The following is a 17,667-nucleotide window of genomic DNA, read 5'->3' on the forward strand; positions in this document are numbered from 1 at the left end:
GTTTGGTCAGTTTTGTGCCTCTTGTCTCATCGTTGACTGAGGCCGTCCGCCAGCCGAACGAGGCCAAGAAAATCCGACCTGTAGCCGAAGGCGTCAGTGCCTCGCGATGCCGCGGCGAGATCGGCAATCGCCTGGTAGGAATAGGTGTCGACGGCCGCGACATGGCTGAGTTTCTGACCAAAGGCAGCGACGGCCACCGAGAAGCGGACATCCTGCGGCGCGGCATCGACGGTGGCGACCGCGTTGCCATCGTTGACAGGCGTGGTGATGAGGGCGCTTTTGTCCTCGCCCGGCCGCTTGTAGCGCATCTTGACGAAGGCAAGCTCGCCTTGATGGGCGCTGTCGGAGGTCTTGGGCGGCACCTGATCGGCGGCGCCATAACGCAGGTCGTCATTCATCACCGCGGGGCTTCCCTTGGGCGTAATCTCGTAAATCGCCGTGACGCTGTGGCCGGAGCCGATATCGCCGGCATCGACGCGGTCATTGTTGAAATCCTCGCGGTTCAGCGCCCTGGTCTCGTAGCCGATCAAGCGGTACTCGGCGATCCGTTCCGGGTTGAACTCAACCTGGAACTTGACGTCGCTGGCGATCGGAAACAGCGTCGATCCGGCCTCTTCGACCAGCGTCTTTTGCGCCTCGGCCAAGGTGTCGATATAGGCGGCGCTGCCGTTGCCGTTCTGCGCCAGCGTCTGCATCAGAGAATCGTTGAGATTGCCCCGCCCGAAACCGAGAACAGTGAGGAAGATGCCGTCCTTGCGTCTTTCCTCGATGATGCGCTTCAAATCCTCATCGCTCGACGGGCCGACATTGAAGTCGCCATCGGTCGCCAGCATCACCCGGTTGACGCCGTCCTTGACAAAGGCCTGTTTGGCAAGGTCATAGGCCGCCTCGATGCCTTCTGCGCCGCCGGTCGAACCTCCGGGCTCCAGCCTGTCGATCGCCGACAGGATCTTCGATTTCTCCGCCACGCGTGTCGGCTGGAGCACCGTGCCGGCATTGCCGGCATAGGTGACGATCGAGACGGTATCGTCGGGTTTTAGCCTGTTGACCAGCAGCCGGAAGGCGCTCTTCAGCAGCGGCAGCTTGTCCGGCTCGTCCATCGAGCCCGACACGTCGATCAGGAAGATCAGATTGGCGTGCGGCGTGGTCGCCGGCGCGATGTCATAGCCCTTGATCGCCACATGCATCAATTCCGTGTCGTGGTTCCACGGGGTCGGCATGACAGTCACCGTCGCCTTGAACGCCTGGTCGGCATTGTCAGGGCCTGGCCAGTCATAGGGGAAATAATTGATCATCTCCTCGACCCGAACCGATTGCGGATCGGGCATCGCCCCGCCCGTCAATGACCGGCGGACGAAGGCATAGGACGCGCTGTCGACATCGGCGGCGAAGGTCGAGACCGGATCCGTCGCGACGCTCTTGATCGGATTGGCCGCAGCATTGGCAAACCGCTCGCGGTTGGGATCGAGCTGAATCTGCACACGCCCATCCGCAGGCGGCACAGGCGAGGGAGCAACGGCGGCCATCGGTTCGGCCAACTGCTGCTGGGGAACGATGCCGGGAGCGGCAGGCACGGAGCGTTTGGCCCCTCCGAGTGCAGCGGCAGAACCTTCCGATTTATTCAGGAGAGTGGATATCTCGTCGGCGCTGAAATCAGGGAGCTGCGACGCAGCCGATTTCGCGGCGGCTTGCTGTTCCTTGTCCCGCAAAGCTGGCGCGCTGTCAGCAGCGGGTTGTTCGGCAAGTCCGCTCGTTTCGGGGGGTGCCGGCCGAAGCTGAGGCACAACCGTAATGGGTTTCGCAGACTGGCGCGCCGCTTCGCCGATCGGTTTCGGCGCATTATTCTTCGAAAGGTTGCCGGCGATCTCGGTCTGGTCGGTGATCGGCAATCCGTTGCGGGTCAGTTCGATCGCGAGATAACCGGCGGCGGGGATGACGAGCAGTGTCGCAAGGGCTGAACCGGCGAGGAATTTCTTGTTCATGGCAGGGCTCCATATCCAGTTGATGATGGAGCTTTGACGCCAGCCTTTCGCATTTCCTTGGGCAGCCGGCGCATTATTTTCTGCGGTGTCGAAGGCCTGCATCGCGGCAGCAAGCGCACGCGCGCGCGCCTCCGGCGTCGCGGCCGGCGGTGTCAGGCGGGAGAGCTTTTCGAGTTCCTTGTCCACGGTCATACCTCTTCCTTGCCGAGCACGGCCTTCAGCCTCTTGCGCGCCTCATGAACCTGCCAGGACACAGTCGCTTCCGAGCAGCCCATGACATCGGCAGCACCCGAATGGCTGAGACCTTCGCCGTAAACGAGCAACACGGCGTCGCATTGTCTTTCCGGCAAGGCGCGCACGGCGGCCCATAATTCGCTCGATAGCTCGTCGTCATTTCCATCAGGCGCATCCTGCTGCGGTTCGGCGGCGTAAGCGCGGAATGTCTGCTCCTCTCGTGCAAGCTTGCGTCTATGGTCGCGGGCAGCGTTCAGCGTCAGTGTATAGAGCCATGTCCTGAAGCGGCTGGCGCCGCGAAAGCTGCGGATCGCCGCGCCGAGCTTGACGCAGACCTCCTGGGCGATGTCGTCGGCGTCGGTGGAACTGCCCGACCACCGCCACGCCGTTGCATGGACGAATTCATAATGGCGCGAGACCAGTTGCCCGAAGGCCTCCCGGTCGCCGCCCTGCGCTCGTTCTATGAGCTCTGCGTCCAATTCCGCACCTACCCCATGCTATCCAGCAAGATGCTATTTCGAGATTGAGACGTTTCTCGGATGACTTTCCTTGGGTCGTCGATGAAAAAATTATTGCGAATTTTGAAAGCCGCGACATCCATGGGTCGCGGCCAGACAGATCGTCCGCGTCACAGAGGCGCATGATGAGGACAGAGTCGGCCAGGGACATGATCTGTCATGTCCCAAATCGCGAAAGGACCTCCATGTCCGCTCAACCGCCTGTCCCCACCGAAAGGGGCATCCTGCAGTTTCTGGCGATTTGCGATTCCTTCTATCCGCCAGACGCCGTTCAAGCATCGATCGAACAGCAGCGACATTGGTACGACGCTCTCTGCGCGCGTTTCGACCGCCCGCTGCCCCCGGAGATGATCTTTGCGGACGGCATGCTCCAGCGCATACCGATCCGCCGCTACCGTCCACGGAAAATCAGCACACGCACCATTCTGCTCTATCTTCATGGCGGCGGCTTTGTTGTCGGTTCGCTCGAGAGCCATCATGCCATCTGCGCCGAGATCGCCGATTTTGCCGGCGCGGAACTTGTTTCGGTCGATTACCGGCTGGCCCCTGAATATCGCTGGCCGGCCCAGACGGATGACGGCTTTACCGTGTCGAAACATCTGCTTTCCGCCAACAGCAAGGTCGTGCTGATCGGCGACAGCGCCGGGGCCAATCTGGCGGCGGGCCTTGCATTGCGCGCGCGCGACGAGGGCCTGTCCGGAGTCGTCGGCCAAGTTCTGATCTATCCGGCGCTTGGCGGTGACCTTGCCGCAGGCTCTTACGTCGAAATGGCCGCGGCGCCGGGCCTGACGACGGCGGATGTCGCCTATTATCGCGAAATCCTGCAGGCGCCGGCAGGCAATGAGATCGCCGAGCCGCTGCAGGCAGCTTCGCTTGCCGGGCTGCCGCCGGCCTTCATCACGGTCGCGCATTTCGATCCGCTCCGGGACGACGGCCGGCAATATGCCGCCCGGCTCACCGCGGAGGGCGTCGAAGTCTGGTTCAGGGAGGAGCCGCAGATGGTGCATGCCTGGCTGCGCGCTCGCCACATGAGCGAAGGCGCCCGCGACGGCTTCCGCGCCGTCTGCGAGGCCATAAGGCGTTTTGCTGCGGCCTGATGGTCACATCAGGTCGCGCGCAATCCGCTTTTCCGCAAAGACCTTTTCGAAGATCTGCACGTCATCCTCGAAGGCGGTGACGACAGCGCTGATGACCCAATCGGTGCCGGTGCAGGCAATACGCGCGGTCGCGACAGTCCGCACGAACCAGCCGGGGCGGCGCATGTCGCAGGTCCAGGTCGAGGTCCCGGTCATCGACTGGGGATTATCGGGTGAAATCGACCAGACTTCTTCGCGCAATTGCCGGGTCGAGAGACCTGTCTCAGGGTGTTCGGTGAGCCCGGTATCCTCGTGGATGTGATAGTCCGTTCGGGCGGCTGAGAGATCGCGGGCGACCTGCCGCTTCGTTACGGCGCCCGCATGCTCGATGTATTTCGGCAAGGGATCGGGATTGGCCGGCTCCTTGATTTCGATCCGCCGGTGCTCGCCGAGCATCGGCAGCCCCAGGCCGAGTGCGGCGATATCGATGTCGATGCCGTCGTCATCAGGCGGCGGCAGGATCATCGGCCAATATGCGGTGGACAACGAAAGGCGGATGCGATGGCCCTTGCGGAAGCGATAACCGCAGGCATCGAGCACGAGCCGGATCGGCACCGTCTCGCCCGGTGTCAGCGGCTTGGGATCGGCATTGCCGTCGCGGTGGGTAAGATTGATAACGCCGAAGGCGACACGCGTTGCCGTGCCATCGGGATGGACATCGACGAGCCGGGCGCAGAGATTTCCGCCCGCCGCCCGAGACCGCAGCGCAAGCGTGAGCACCGGCCGGCCGAGATAGTCGTGATCCCTCGCAAGCGGCATCGTATCGAAGACCAGCGAGCCGGCATCGTCCGAGCGTTGATCGATCGCCATTTCCGCATCGGGTTTCAGCGTGAAATATTCACCCGATGCGGTCCCGGTGTCGAGCGGAGAGCGGAGATAGACGGGATGTTCGGGCGCGTGCGGAATCGGCATGCCTTCCGTCAGCTTGCCGAACTGCTCGACATAGAAGCACTGCATCCGCGGCGGCGACCAGACGTCCTTGGCGACCCAGAAACCCGGATCGCTGTCGCGTCGCGGGGCAGGGCGGATGGCATCGAGAATATAGGCGCGGACCTGCGGCAGCTTGTCGATCCCATTGTCCTCGCCCCGCAGCCATCTGTTCCACCAGGCAATTGCCTCGCCATGAAAATCGGTGCGCGGCTTCGGCCAGGCGAAATGCGGATATTTGTGGACCCAGGGGCCGATCAGCGCCTTCGCCTTGTCGCCCAGTCCTTCGACCGCCATCAGAGGAGTATTGCGGTAGCCGTCAGCCCAGCCGGCGATGACCAGCGTCGGGATTTCCACGCTCGAAAAATCCTCTGAGATCGATCCGTGACGCCAGAAATCGTCGCGCCGCTGGTGGGCCAGCCACTCCTCCATGAAGAAGGGTTCGCCTGCCAGGCGTTCCAGCCACATTTCCTTCCAGCGTTCGCCAACGAGTGAAGGGTCGGGCGGCCGCGACTGGTAGCCGAGCATCGTCGCCGCCCATGAGAGCTGGGCGGAGAGATGGCAGCCGTTCTTGTAGTGGATGTCGTCATTGTAGCGGTCGACGGTCGAGGCGATCGAGATGACCGCCTTCAGCGCCGGCGGGCGCAATGCTGCGACCTGCAGGCTGTTGAAGCCGCCCCAGGAGATGCCCATCATGCCGACCGCGCCATTCGACCATGGCTGCGCGGCAATCCAGGCGATCAACTCGCAGGCATTGGCAAGCTCGCTTTCGGTATATTCGCCGTCGATGACCCCGTCGGATTCTCCGGATCCGCGGATATCGACACGCACGCCGGCAATGCCTGATGCCGCGAATACCGGATAGGTCGACTCGTCCCGGAGACTGGTTCCGTCCCGCTTGCGATAGGGCAGGAATTCGAAAACGGCGGGAACGGGATCTTCGCTCGCGCCATCCGGCATCCAGATGCGCGCGGCAAGCCGCGTCCCATCCTTCAGCGTAATCCATTCATTCTCGATGGTGATGAAGCCGCGCGAGGTCATGCTCATTCCTTGATGCACATTGCATGAGACGAGGGGTCTGCCTCGTCAGGTCAGTTACCGGCGCTCTCCATGCGACGCGTGGCAAGCACCCGTTCCAGCCAGCCGATTTCCATTTCCGGCACGGATTTCAACAGCAGATCGGTGTAATCGTCAAAGGGCGGCGACAGCGCCGTCGATTTCGGACCGAACCGCACCAACTTGCCGCGATGCATCACCGCCACGCTGTCGGCGATTGCCCGGACGATTGCGATGTCGTGGGTAATGAAGACGTAGGACAGCTGCTCTTCTTCTTGCAGGCGCAGCAGCAGTTTGAGGATACCTTCCGCCACCAGTGGATCGAGCGCCGAGGTCGGCTCGTCGCAGAGGATGAGCTCGGGCTTGGCAGCAAGCGCTCTCGCGATCGCCACGCGTTGCTTCTGGCCGCCGGATAGTTCGGCCGGGTAGCGATCGACGAAGCCCTTACCCATCTCGATCTGATCGAGCAGTTCCTTCACCCGGGCGGTCTTCTCAGCACCTCTCAGGCCATAATAGAAGGTCAGCGGGCGGCCGATGATGTCGCGGACCGTCTGGCGCGGGTTCATCGCCGTATCGGCCATCTGGTAAATCAACTGGATGCGCCTCAGGTCGTCGTTCGGCCGGCTCTTGAGATCCGGCATCAGCGGCTTGCCATCAAAGACGATACGCCCGCTGCTCGGCGGCAACATGCCGGTGATGACGCGTGCCAAGGTGGATTTTCCGGAACCGGATTCGCCGACGACCGCGAGCGTCTGCCCCTTCGGCACGTGCAGCGTGATATCATGCAGCACTCTGAAACCGTTGGAATATTCGGCACTGATATTTTCCACACTGAGAAGTGCTGCAGACTGGTCGGCCGCTTCCTCGCGATAGGCCTGCCTGACATTGACGAGAGCGCGGGTATAATCCTCCCGCGGCGCCTCGATGATCTGCTGGACACTGCCATATTCTACCTGCTTACCATAACGCAGGACCATGATGTCGTCCGAAATCTGGGCGACGACGGCCAGGTCATGAGTGATGTAGAGAGCGGCGGTGTGCGTTTCCTCAATGGCATGCTTGATCGCCGCCAGCACGTCGATCTGCGTGGTGACGTCGAGCGCCGTCGTCGGCTCGTCGAAGACGATGAGTTCGGGATTGGAGCAGAGCGCCATCGCGGTCATCGCCCGCTGCAGCTGGCCGCCGGAGACCTGGTGGGGAAAGCGCTCGCCGAAGGTTTCGGGATTGGGCAGGCCGAGAACCCCGAACAGATAAAGCGCCCGTTTGCGCGCCTCCTCCTTGCTCATCAAGCCATGCTTGACCGACGCTTCGATCACTTGATCGCCGAGCCTGTGCGCCGGATTGAAGGCGGCCGCCGCCGACTGCGCGACATAGCAGACCCGGGCGCCGCGAATTTTACGGATGCCGTTCTTGCCGAGCGCCAGGATATCGGTGCCGTCGAGCCGCACCTCGCCGCCGGTGATTTCGGCGCCGCCCCGGCCATAGGCCAGCGCGGAAAGGCCGATCGTCGACTTGCCGGCGCCCGATTCCCCGATCAAGCCGAGAACCTTGCCCTTCTGCAGGTCGAAGGAAACGCCGTCGACGATCGTCACTCGCTTCGGCGGTTCACCCGGCGGATAGCTGGTTGCTTCGATCTTCAGATTGCGAACGGAAAGAAGCTCAGGCATCGCCGCGCCCTCCCTTGAGGCTGGATGTGCGTTTCAGGAGCCAGTCGACGACGAGGTTGACGCAGACGGCAAGTGTCGCGATCGCGGTACCCGGCACCAGCGCTGCCGAGATACCGAAGATGATGCCGTCCTTGTTGTCCTTGACCATGCCCCCCCAATCGGCCGCGGGCGGCTGAATGCCAAGGCCGAGGAAGGAAAGCGTCGAGAGGAACAGGATCGAGAAGGCGAAGCGCAGGCCGAATTCGGCAAGCAGCGGCGACAGCGTGTTCGGCAGGATTTCGCGGAAGATGATCCAGAGCTTGCCTTCGCCGCGCAGCGTCGCAGCCTCGACGAACTCCATCACCGCGACATCAAGCGCCACGGCACGACCGAGACGATAGACGCGGGTGGAATCGAGGATCGCCATGACAAGGATCAGCACGACCATGTTTTGCGGCAGCACCGCCAGTACCACCAGTGCGAAGATCAGCGTCGGGATCGACATCATCAAATCGTTGAAGCGTGAGAGGACGGTGTCGACCACGCCGCGCGAGACGGCGGCGGTGAAGCTCAGGATGATGCCGAGCGAGAAGGAGATGACGGTGGCGGCGGACGCGACCACCAGCGTCGTGCGTGCGCCGTAGATCAGCCGCGAGAAGATGTCGCGGCCGAGATTGTCGAGGCCGAAGATATATTGATCATCCGGCATCTGCCAGACGTCGCCGACGACCTGGGTCTCGCCATAAGGAGCGATCCATGGTGCGAAGATTGCGAAGATGAAGGCGATGACGATACCGGCCATGCCGACCCAGGCGGTGATGGGAATATCTCTTAATCTCATCGCGGATGCCTCAGCCTAGGATTGGCGATAATCGCGAGAATATCGGCCGTCATGTTCAGGAAGATATAGACGGCCGCGAAGATCAGGCCGCAGGCCTGCACGACCGGCATGTCGCGCACGGTGACCGCATCGACCATGTACTGCCCCATGCCGGGATAGACGAAGACCACTTCGACGACGACGACGCCGACCACGAGATAGGCAAGCGTCAATGCGATGACGTTGATGATCGGCGCGAGCGCATTGGGGGCGGCATGCTTGACGATCGAGCGGAAGGCGCTAAGGCCTTTCAGCTCCGCGGTCTCCATATAGGCCGACGACATGACGGAAAGGATTGCGGCCCGCGTCATCCGCATCATATGCGCGAGCACGACGAGCACGAGGGTCGCCGTCGGCAGCGCGATTGCCTTCAACCGCTCGACGAAACCCATGCTGTCATAGACCGTCGCTGGAAAGGTGGCCACGCCGAATTTCACCGCGAAGAACAGGATCAGCAGGTAGCCGACAAAGAATTCCGGCAGCGAGATCGCCGCAAGTGAGATGACGTTGATGATCTTATCCGGCAGGCGGTTGCGGAAATGCACCGACAGCATGCCGAGGCCAACGGCGAGCGGCACCGATATCACGGCTGCGAAACCCGCCAGGAAGAGCGAATTGCCAAGGCGCTTGCCGATCTGTTCGCTCACCGAATTCTTGCTGGCCCAGGAGGTGCCGAAGTCACCCTGGACGGCGTTGCCGAGCCACTCGACGTAGCGCGTGGTTATCGGGCGGTTCAGCCCGAGATCCTGGCGAATATTGGCAACAGCCTGCGGTGTCGCCGACTGGCCGAGATAGGTGGTGGCAAAATCGCCGGGAAGGGCTTCCAGACCGCCGAAGATCACGATGGAAACGGCAAAGAGCAGGACGATGCTGAGCACGAAGCGCTCGAGGATAAGGGCAAGCAGCGGAAAACGCTGCCGGAACCCGAGGCCGGGCAAGATGCTTGGGGCAGGATTGGTCATGGCGAGGACCTCGCGCTAAAACGTCGGGAGGACCGCGGGTTTTCGTCCCACGGTCCAGGCTTCGTTGGAGATCGGAGGGGCAAACGCCCCCATGCCCTCAGGCGTCCAGCCAGACGCGGGTCGCGACGTAGCCGTTCGACATGTCGTTGCCGATGTCGTGGACATAACCCTTCACCTGCTTGGTGGAGGCGTTCACGAAGTCGTTGAACATCGGCAGGATCACCCCGCCCTCGTCGCGCACCGTCATCGCCATGGTGCGATACATGTCCTTGCGCTTGGCTTCATCAAGTTCGGAGCGGGCCTCCAGCAGCAGCTTGTCGAAGTCAGGACGCTTGAACTTGGTGTCGTTCCAGTCCGCCGTCGAGAGATAGGCGGTGGAATACATCTGGTCCTGGGTCGGACGGCCACCCCAGTAGGAGGTCGAGAAGGGCTGGACGTTCCAGACATTGGTCCAGTAGCCGTCGCCCGGTTCGCGCTTGACCTCGATCTCGATGCCGGCCTTCTTGCAGCTTTCCTGATAGAGGACGGCCGCATCGACACCACCGGGGAAGGCGACTTCGGAGGTACGCAGGAGCACCGAGCCGCTATGGCCCGATTTCTTGTAGTGGAAGGCAGCCTTGTCAGGATCGTAAACGCGCTGCTCGATGCCCTCCGGAAACAGTGCATAGGTGCTATTGATCGGGAAGTCGTTGCCGACCTTGCCGTAACCGCCGAGGATCTTCTCCACCATGGTCTCGCGGTCCATGGCGTATTTGAGGGCGAGGCGCAGGTCGTTGTTGTCGAACGGCGCCTTGTCGCAATGCATGATGAAGACGTAGTGGCCGCGGCCGGCGGTCGAGAGAATCTCGACGTTCGGGGCGCGCTTCAGCAGATTGACGGTCTTCGGGTCGACGCGGTTGATGTAGTGCACCTGGCCGGACGACAGGGCCGCGATGCGGGCGGTGGCATCATTCATGCCGATGATCTCGATCGAATCGACATAACCGCGGTCGGTGCGCCAGTCGTCCTTGTTCTTTTCGAAGGTGGCGCGGACGCCGGGCTCGAAGCTCGTCATCTTATAGGGGCCGGTGCCGATCGAGGCGAGAGGATCGTCGGCGCCGCCGTTCGGCTGGATGACCAGATGGTAGTCGGACAGCAGCAGCGGCATGTCGGCATTGCCTTCGCTGAGCGTCAGCACGAGATTGCCGCCGTCGGCCTTGATCTCCTTGATCGAGCCGAGAACACCGAGCGCGCCGGATTCCGACTTCGCATCGGTGTGACGTTTCAGCGTCGCAACGACGTCGTCGATCGTCAGTTCCTTGCCATCGTGGAACTTGACCCCCTTGCGGATCTTGAAGGTCCAGGTGACAGCATCCTTCGAGGGCTCCCAGGATTCGGCGAGTGAGGGCACGGCGGCACCCGTCAGCGGATCGGATTCGACCAGCATGTCGCCCCAGCAGCGGCCGATGCAGAACATGACCTGCGACAAGAACTTCGCCGGGTCCTTCGAATCGGTGGCTGCACCGCCTTCAAGGCCGAGCTTCAGGTGGCCGCCGCGCTTCGGTTCGGCGGCTTCGGCACTTTCGGTGAAGAGCTTGTCGGCGACGGCAAGTGTGATGCCGGCCGCCATGGCGCGTCCCATGAATTCGCGGCGGCTGAGCCCGCCGGCGGTGACACGGCTTGCGAGATATTTGGTGTAGTCGTTCATTCCCCAGTTCCTTCTTTATGGTGCGTTGACAGAACTTCCGGGCTGGTCCGCAGGCGGTTTCCTCTCCCCCTCCGGTGCCCGCATCATGCGGGAAAACAGTGCGGTTGCTGCCGCCTGGTTATTTTCCTTTCCAAATAGGGCTTCGCTTCTCGGCGAAAGCCCGTGCGCCTTCCAATTGGTCCTCGCTCGAATAGAGCCTGTCGACCGTCGCAAACTGCCGCTTGGTGATCTTGTTCATGGCAGTCTGGAACGTCGAACCCTCCGCCTCGCGGACGATTTCCTTGATGGCCGCATAAACGAGCGTCGGACCGCTCGCGAGCAGCCGGGCAAGCTCCCAGGCTCTTTCCATCAGCCGATCGGCCGATAGGATCTCGTTGACGAAACCCCAGCGATGCGCCTCCTGAACGTCGAGCCAGCGTCCCGTCAAAAGCATGTCCATGGCGATGTGATAGGGTATGCGTTTCGGCAGCTTGATCGAGGCCGCATCGGCAACCGTGCCCGAGCGGATTTCCGGCAGGGCGAAACTCGCATGCTCGGCGGCGATGATCAGGTCGGTCGACAGCGCGATCTCCAGTCCACCGCCGCAACAGATACCGTTCACCGCACAAATGACCGGCTTGTTGAGGTCGCGCAGTTCCTGCAGCCCGCCGAAGCCGCCCACACCGTAATCTCCGTCGACCGCATCGCCTGATGCCGCCGCCTTGAGATCCCATCCGGCACAGAAAAACTTCTCGCCGGCGCCTGTAACGATGGCGACGCGCAGCGCCGGATCGTCGCGGAAATCTTGGAAGATCAAGCCCAGGGCACGGCTGGTCGCAAGGTCGATGGCATTCGCCTTCGGCCGGTCGATGACGACTTCGAGCACTCCGTCGTCAAGTCGTGTGCGAATGGGATCGCTCAACCTATGCTACCTCCTCCGCCGTATCAGAGCATCGACTGCAATAACGCCATGCCCTTCGGGAAGAACCATCAATGGATTAATGTCCAGTTCCTCCAGGCATGCCGCGTTCTTTACGACATAATCTGCCGCTGCTGAGACAGCGCCGACAGCGGCCTCGAGATCGCCTCTCGGCCGACCACGATAGCCATAGATCAATTTCGCCAGCTTGAGACGTGAAATCGCTGCGTGGATGTCGGTTTTCGTCGCCGGAAGGGGCAAGATGATGGAATCGTCAAGCAATTCAACGAAGATTCCGCCCGCTCCAAGCGTGAGCGACAATCCGAAGACAGGGTCGCGGATGGCGCCGACAATGAGCTCGGCGACCGGCGGATCGATCATCCTCTCGACCAGAAAACCGGCATTCGGCGGCATGGCCGCCGCCGCATTAGACACAGCTTCAACATCCTCCAGGTTGAGCGCGACGGCCCCGGCCTCGGTCTTGTGGGCAATGCCGAGCGCTTTCAGCACGACGGGAAAACCGAGCCGCTCGGCCTGCTCAGCCGCTTGCCCGGGAGAGGAGGCCAACAGCCCCTTTGGAACCGGAAGGCCGAAGGCGGCAAGCTCAGCCTTGGCATCGGCCTCCGTCAGCGTCTCGATCTCGCCATCGATAGAGGACACATCGAGCAGCGGCAGGGGAGGCGGGCGATCCCACGCCTGGCCGATACCGGCGGCGACTTCCGCAGCCGTGATGGTTTCGTCGATGCCGCAGAAGGCAATGATGCCATTTGCCATCAGCCGATCGGCGATCGGCTCCGGCATGTTTTCCGGAAGGGTTGCCAGAAGGCCGGCCAGCGCACCGGTTGCGACAGCAGCCGCAATCACCGCGTCTGCCGTCATCGCCCATTCGGACGCATCGCAGCGGTCACTGCGGGGGAAGTCGAGGACAACGAGATTGAGGGCATAGCCGCCGTCGAACATGGCGCTGAAGGCTTCGGTCTGGCGTGCGAGATCACCCCAGACGAAGGTGTGGTAATCGAGCGGATTGGAAAGCGTCACCATCTCGCCGAGGAGCCGCCGCAGCTGGGGCAATTGTTGCGGCTGCAGCGCCGGGAATTCCACATTGCGACCGACGGCGGCATCCGCCATCAGCGATGCCTCGCCCCCGGAACAGCTCATCGACGAGATCGCATGGCTGGCGAGCGGTCCGGCGACATGCAGCAGCTTCAGGGTTTCCAAGAGCCCCGGCAAGTTCTGGACACGGCCGATGCCGAGGCGGGTGAGCACGGCATCGGCGACGGCATCGCTGCCGGCAAGCGAGGCGGTATGCGACACCGCCGCGCGTTTTGCCTGTTCGGACCTGCCGACCTTCAGCACGACCACTGGCTTCCTCGACCGCCGGGCAAGGGCGGCCAGGCGTTCGAGCGCCGAGAGATCCCCGAAGCCCTCGACATGAAGGCCGAGCGCCGTGACGCGCGGATCGTCGATCAATGCGCAGGCGACATCGGCAAGCGATGTCTGCGCCTGATTGCCTGCGGTGACCACATAGGCGATCGGCAGGCCGCGGGTCTGCATGGTCAGGTTGATGGCGATATTGGAGGACTGCGTGAGGATCGCGACGCCACGTTCGATACGCTGCATCCCATGCTGATCAGGCCACAGCAGCGCGCCGTCGAGACCGTTGATGAAGCCGTAGCAATTCGGCCCGAGGATCGGCATGTCGCCGGCAGCCGCCAAAAGGGCCTGCTGCAGTTCGGCGCCGTCGCCGAGTTCACTCGTCGCCTCGCTGAAGCCCGATGCATAACAGACCGCCCCGCTGGCACCGGCCTCAGCGAGGCTGCGGATGATTTCGACGGTCAGCGTCCTGTTGACGCCGACGAAGGCGGCGTCCGGCGCCGAAGGCAGGTCGGAGACGGAGCGATAGCAAGGCCGCCCGAGAACCTCGTCAAGCTTCGGATGGACTGGCCAGATCTCGCCGGCAAAACCCATACGGTCGCACTGCTCAATCACCCTACGCGCCTCGCGGCCGCCGAAGACGGCGATCGTTTGCGGTCTGAGCAGGCGGTCGAGCGAGCGAGGCGTCATCGGCTCATGCTCCCAAGGGTCTAAGCAGGTCGCGGCTGATGATATGCCGCTGGATTTCAGAGGTGCCGTCCCAGATGCGCTCGACGCGCGCGTCGCGCCAGAAGCGGGCGAGCGGCAGGTCGTCCATCAGTCCCATGCCGCCAAAGATCTGGATCGCTTCGTCAGTCACGCGGGCCAGCATTTCCGACGCGTAGAGCTTAGCCGAGGCGATCTGCCGGTCTGCGGGGCGGCCGGCATCGACCTGCCAGGCGGCGGCAAGGGTCAGCCAGTCGGCCGCGTCGATCTCGGTGATCATGTCGGCGAGCTTGAACGACACGCCCTGATTGGCGCCGATCGGCTTGCCGAACTGCTTGCGCTCGGCGGCATAGGGCAGAGCCAGGTCGAAGACGCGCCGCGCCCGGCCGACGCAGGTAGCGGCAACTGTCAACCGCGTGCCGTAGAGCCATTGGTTGGCGATATCGAAGCCGCGGTGCACTTCGCCCAGCACCTGGCTTGCGGGAATGCGGCAATCTTCGAAGCTGAGGGTGCAGTTATGGTAGCCGCGATGCGAAACGGAATCGTAGCCTTTGAGGATTTCGAAGCCCGGCGTGCCGCGATCCACGAAGAAGGCGGTGATCTTCTTCTTGATGCCCTTCGGTGTCTCCTCCTCGCCCGTCGCGGCAAAGACGATGACGAAATCGGCGACATCGGCATGCGAAATGAAATGTTTCGTGCCGTTCAGCACGAAGTCGCTGCCGGCGCTGCCGTCGCGGCGGGCGGCGCATTTCATGCCGCGCATATCCGAACCGGCGTCCGGCTCGGTAATCGCAAGCGCATCGATCTTCTCACCCCGCACCGCAGGCAGGAGATAGCGCTCGCGCTGCTCACCCTCGCATGCCATGAGGATGCCGGAGGGCCGACCGAAGAAAACGGTCAGTCCCAGGGAGCCGCGTCCGAGCTCCCGCTCGACCAGCGTGAAGGTGACATGGTCGAGGCCGGCGCCGCCGACCTCTTCCGGAAAATTGCAGGCATAGAAGCCGAGATCGATGCATTTGCGCCGGATCTCGTCTCCAAGCTCCGGCGGGACGATACCGCTGCGCTCGACCTCGTTCTCATGTGGATAGATCTCGGTTTCCACGAAGGCGCGGACCGTCTCGACGATCATTTCCTGTTCTTCGCTCAGTCCGAAATCCATGCCGATCCTCCTACCGCTTCTGGCCGACGTGACGACCGACGCCTTCAGGCGCGACCAAATTCGCATGCGCTTCGACAATCGCCTTGACCTTGTCGAGAATGACGGCCGGCGCCGGCGTGGCCTTGCCGGCCTTGCTGTCGACATGCAGCAACATGTGCTCGGCGGTTGCGAGAACCTCGCCCGCCCCCGTGTCATACAGGGTGTGGAAGACATGCAGCCGCTTCTCGTCGACACCAAGGATCTGGCAGGTCGAATGGATAGTCTGGCCAAGCTTCGCCTCGCCGAGATGGCGGATGTGGGTTTCCACTGTGTAATAGCTCCGCCCTGTCTCGACATACGCAAGATCAACGCCGATGAGGCGCAGCAATGCATCTGAGGTATCCCCGAAAACCTGCAGGTAGCGGTGCTCGGTCATATGGCCGTTATAGTCGACCCAGGCGGGACCGACCTTCGTCTCGACGAGCCTCAGCGGCTTCGACGGGTCGAAAGATGTGGTCGCGCCGCCGCCTTGCGCCCAGAGCGATTGCTCGAAGTCCTTCAACAGCTTGCCGGCGCCCCAGCCCTTGCCGCCATCGCCGCCCTTGAGGGCCTGCAGGATGCCGACGAGGTTTTCGTCGCGGATACGTTCGAGCTCGCGGATTGACAGGCCGGCCGCCTGTTCATCGGATTGCCGGCCGATCTTTTCGATCAGCGCATCATCGAGATCGACGACATCGGTGAGCTTGGTCCAGGGCCAGGCGAGGCATGGACCGAACTGGGCGAGGAAGTGGCGCATGCCGGCCTCGCCGCCGGCAATGCGGTAGGTCTGGAACAGGCCCATCTGCGCCCAGCGCAGACCGAAAGAGTAGCGGATGACGTCATCAAGCGTCTCGACGGTGCAGATATCGTCGTGGATGAGCCACAAGGCCTCGCGCCAGAGCGCTTCGAGCAGCCGGTCGCCGACGAAGGCCTCGATCTCCTTGGCGATGTGGACGCCCTTCATGCCGATCGGCGCCAGTCTTTCCATCGCCGCCTGGATGGTCGCCGCCGAGGTTTTTTCGCCACCGACGATTTCGACGAGCGGCAGCAGATAGACGGGATTATAGGGGTGAGCGACGAAGAGGCGCTGGGGATGCTTCATGTCGCGCTGCAGATCGGTCGGCAGCAGGCCTGACGTGGAAGAGCCGATCAGGGCGTCCGGGCGCGCCACAGCATCGATCTCAGTCAGGACGCCGCGCTTGAGGTCGAGCCTTTCCGGCACGCTTTCCTGAATCCAGTCGGCGCCGGCGACGGCTTCCTCGAGCGTCGTGCAGAAGGTCAGCCTACCGCGCGGCGGCAGGGGTGTTCCGGTCAGCATGGCATAGGCTTTTTCGGCGTTGGCGAGCACTTCGCCGACAATGCGGCTCGCTTCCGGATGCGGATCGAATACGTTGACGTCGATGCCGGCCAGCAGAAAACGCGCGATCCATCCGCCGCCAATGACGCCGCCGCCGATACAAGCCGCCTTGTTGATCCCAGTCATGCCGTCCTCAGCGCTTCGTCAGTTTGAGTTTCTTGCGAACGTCTTCCGGACCGATGATCCGGGCACCCATGCCCTCGACCACCTGCACGGCCTTTTCGACGAGCTCAGCATTGGTGGCGAGCTGGCCCTTGCCGACAAAGAGATTGTCCTCCAGGCCGACGCGCACGTTGCCGCCGGCGAGAACGGCTGCCGCCGGATAGGCCATGGCGTTGCGGCCGATCGAAAAGGCCGAGAAGGTCCAACTCGCGGGCACGTTGTTGACCATCGCCATGAAAGTGTTGAGATCGTCGGGCGCACCCCATGGAATGCCCATGCAGAGCTGGATCAGCACCGGGTCTTCGATCAGGCCTTCCTCGGCAAGCTGCTTGGCAAACCAGAGGTGGCCGGTATCGAAGGCCTCGATCTCCGGGCGCACGCCAAGATCGGTCATCTTCTTCGCCATGGCCCGCAGCATGGCCGGCGTGTTGGTCATGACATAGTCGCCGAGGTTGAAGTTCATCGTGCCGCAGTCGAGCGTGCAGATCTCAGGCAGGCATTCGGCGACATGGCTGACGCGCTCGGTGGCGCCCGCCATATCCGTGCCCTTGGGATTGAGGGGAAGAGGGGTTTCGACATCCCCGAAGATCAGGTCCCCGCCCATGCCGGCGGTGAGATTGAGGACGACGTCGACATCGGCCGAGCGGATACGGTCGGTGACCTCCCTGTAGAGATCGTTGCGGCGGCTGGCAGCACCCGTTTCCGGGTCGCGGACATGGCAGTGAACGACCGCAGCACCGGCCTTTGCCGCGTCAATGGCGGAATCGGCGATCTGCTTGGGAGTGATCGGCACGTGGGTGGATCTGGAAACCGTATCCCCGGCGCCGGTGACGGCACAGGTGATGAAAACATCGCGGTTCATCGCAAGAGGCATGTTTTTGTTCTCCCTCGTCTTGTCCGCATTACGCGACAGGATGGACGGCGATGCGTTGCAATCTCGGAAGTAATTGATACATTATCGGAACT

The 17,667-nt window shown here is 62.6% G+C and carries 13 protein-coding genes; 1 reads left to right on the forward strand and 12 read right to left on the reverse strand.

Annotated features, from left to right (window positions below; genetic code table 11):
• Positions 1-26: 26 nt before the first annotated feature.
• A complete protein-coding gene (locus tag RWK44_RS17820) occupies positions 27-2,174 on the reverse strand; it encodes a vWA domain-containing protein (protein WP_316029194.1) in 2,148 nt (715 codons plus the stop codon).
• Positions 2,171-2,695: an RNA polymerase sigma factor gene (locus tag RWK44_RS17825; protein WP_132612683.1), complete on the reverse strand. Its 525-nt coding sequence runs from the start codon at positions 2,693-2,695 to the stop codon at positions 2,171-2,173. Before RWK44_RS17825 ends, RWK44_RS17820 begins: the two co-directional genes overlap by 4 nt.
• A gap of 224 nt (positions 2,696-2,919) precedes the next feature.
• Here RWK44_RS17825 and RWK44_RS17830 point away from each other — a divergent pair, with 224 nt between their 5' ends.
• On the forward strand, positions 2,920-3,831 hold the full coding sequence (locus RWK44_RS17830; protein WP_132612685.1) for an alpha/beta hydrolase: 912 nt from the start codon (positions 2,920-2,922) through the stop codon (positions 3,829-3,831).
• 3 nt (positions 3,832-3,834) lie between these two features.
• On the opposite strand, the gene RWK44_RS17835 is transcribed toward RWK44_RS17830, so the two are convergent.
• From RWK44_RS17835 to RWK44_RS17880, 10 genes are all read right to left on the reverse strand, one after another.
• Positions 3,835-5,838 (reverse strand): CocE/NonD family hydrolase, encoded by a 2,004-nt coding sequence (locus RWK44_RS17835; protein WP_132612687.1) that lies wholly within the window; start codon positions 5,836-5,838, stop codon positions 3,835-3,837.
• A gap of 50 nt (positions 5,839-5,888) precedes the next feature.
• The gene (locus RWK44_RS17840) at positions 5,889-7,520 is read right to left on the reverse strand and encodes an ABC transporter ATP-binding protein (RefSeq protein WP_316029195.1); all 1,632 of its coding nucleotides are present in this window, start codon (positions 7,518-7,520) and stop codon (positions 5,889-5,891) included.
• Positions 7,513-8,340, reverse strand: coding sequence for an ABC transporter permease (locus tag RWK44_RS17845; protein ID WP_316029196.1), 828 nt, complete (start codon positions 8,338-8,340; stop codon positions 7,513-7,515). Before RWK44_RS17845 ends, RWK44_RS17840 begins: the two co-directional genes overlap by 8 nt.
• A complete protein-coding gene (locus RWK44_RS17850) occupies positions 8,337-9,341 on the reverse strand; it encodes an ABC transporter permease (protein WP_029873609.1) in 1,005 nt (334 codons plus the stop codon). Before RWK44_RS17850 ends, RWK44_RS17845 begins: the two co-directional genes overlap by 4 nt.
• A 97-nt stretch (positions 9,342-9,438) precedes the next feature.
• A complete protein-coding gene (locus RWK44_RS17855) occupies positions 9,439-11,028 on the reverse strand; it encodes an ABC transporter substrate-binding protein (RefSeq protein WP_168282292.1) in 1,590 nt (529 codons plus the stop codon).
• Between the two features lie 118 nt (positions 11,029-11,146).
• Positions 11,147-11,929, reverse strand: a complete 783-nt coding sequence (locus RWK44_RS17860) for a carnitinyl-CoA dehydratase (protein ID WP_131664821.1) — start codon at positions 11,927-11,929, stop codon at positions 11,147-11,149.
• Between the two features lie 6 nt (positions 11,930-11,935).
• Positions 11,936-13,990 carry an acetate--CoA ligase family protein gene (locus RWK44_RS17865; protein ID WP_025398304.1) on the reverse strand — a complete coding sequence of 685 codons (2,055 nt, stop codon included), beginning with the start codon at positions 13,988-13,990 and terminating at the stop codon, positions 11,936-11,938.
• 4 nt (positions 13,991-13,994) lie between these two features.
• Positions 13,995-15,164, reverse strand: coding sequence for an acyl-CoA dehydrogenase family protein (locus RWK44_RS17870; protein WP_025398305.1), 1,170 nt, complete (start codon positions 15,162-15,164; stop codon positions 13,995-13,997).
• A 10-nt stretch (positions 15,165-15,174) separates the two neighbouring features.
• Positions 15,175-16,665 carry a carnitine 3-dehydrogenase gene (locus RWK44_RS17875; RefSeq protein ID WP_168256888.1) on the reverse strand — a complete coding sequence of 497 codons (1,491 nt, stop codon included), beginning with the start codon at positions 16,663-16,665 and terminating at the stop codon, positions 15,175-15,177.
• Between the two features lie 7 nt (positions 16,666-16,672).
• Positions 16,673-17,575, reverse strand: coding sequence for a 3-keto-5-aminohexanoate cleavage protein (locus RWK44_RS17880; protein WP_025398307.1), 903 nt, complete (start codon positions 17,573-17,575; stop codon positions 16,673-16,675).
• Positions 17,576-17,667: the final 92 nt, after the last annotated feature.

It is taken from the genome of Rhizobium sp. 25PS6, assembly GCF_032464655.1.
GTDB classification, from domain to species: Bacteria; Pseudomonadota; Alphaproteobacteria; order Rhizobiales; family Rhizobiaceae; genus Rhizobium; species Rhizobium laguerreae.

Bases quoted from the DNA above. Each gene is read 5' to 3' on its own strand.
- RWK44_RS17820 (WP_316029194.1), bottom strand. From the start codon at position 2,174: ATGACCGTGGACAAGGAACTCGAAAAGCTCTCCCGCCTGACACCGCCG.
- RWK44_RS17830 (WP_132612685.1), top strand. From the start codon at position 2,920: ATGTCCGCTCAACCGCCTGTCCCCACCGAAAGGGGCATCCTGCAGTTT.
- RWK44_RS17835 (WP_132612687.1), bottom strand. From the start codon at position 5,838: ATGACCTCGCGCGGCTTCATCACCATCGAGAATGAATGGATTACGCTG.
- RWK44_RS17840 (WP_316029195.1), bottom strand. From the start codon at position 7,520: ATGCCTGAGCTTCTTTCCGTTCGCAATCTGAAGATCGAAGCAACCAGC.
- RWK44_RS17845 (WP_316029196.1), bottom strand. From the start codon at position 8,340: ATGAGATTAAGAGATATTCCCATCACCGCCTGGGTCGGCATGGCCGGT.
- RWK44_RS17850 (WP_029873609.1), bottom strand. From the start codon at position 9,341: ATGACCAATCCTGCCCCAAGCATCTTGCCCGGCCTCGGGTTCCGGCAG.
- RWK44_RS17855 (WP_168282292.1), bottom strand. From the start codon at position 11,028: ATGAACGACTACACCAAATATCTCGCAAGCCGTGTCACCGCCGGCGGG.
- RWK44_RS17865 (WP_025398304.1), bottom strand. From the start codon at position 13,990: ATGACGCCTCGCTCGCTCGACCGCCTGCTCAGACCGCAAACGATCGCC.
- RWK44_RS17870 (WP_025398305.1), bottom strand. From the start codon at position 15,164: ATGGATTTCGGACTGAGCGAAGAACAGGAAATGATCGTCGAGACGGTC.
- RWK44_RS17875 (WP_168256888.1), bottom strand. From the start codon at position 16,665: ATGACTGGGATCAACAAGGCGGCTTGTATCGGCGGCGGCGTCATTGGC.
- RWK44_RS17880 (WP_025398307.1), bottom strand. From the start codon at position 17,575: ATGCCTCTTGCGATGAACCGCGATGTTTTCATCACCTGTGCCGTCACC.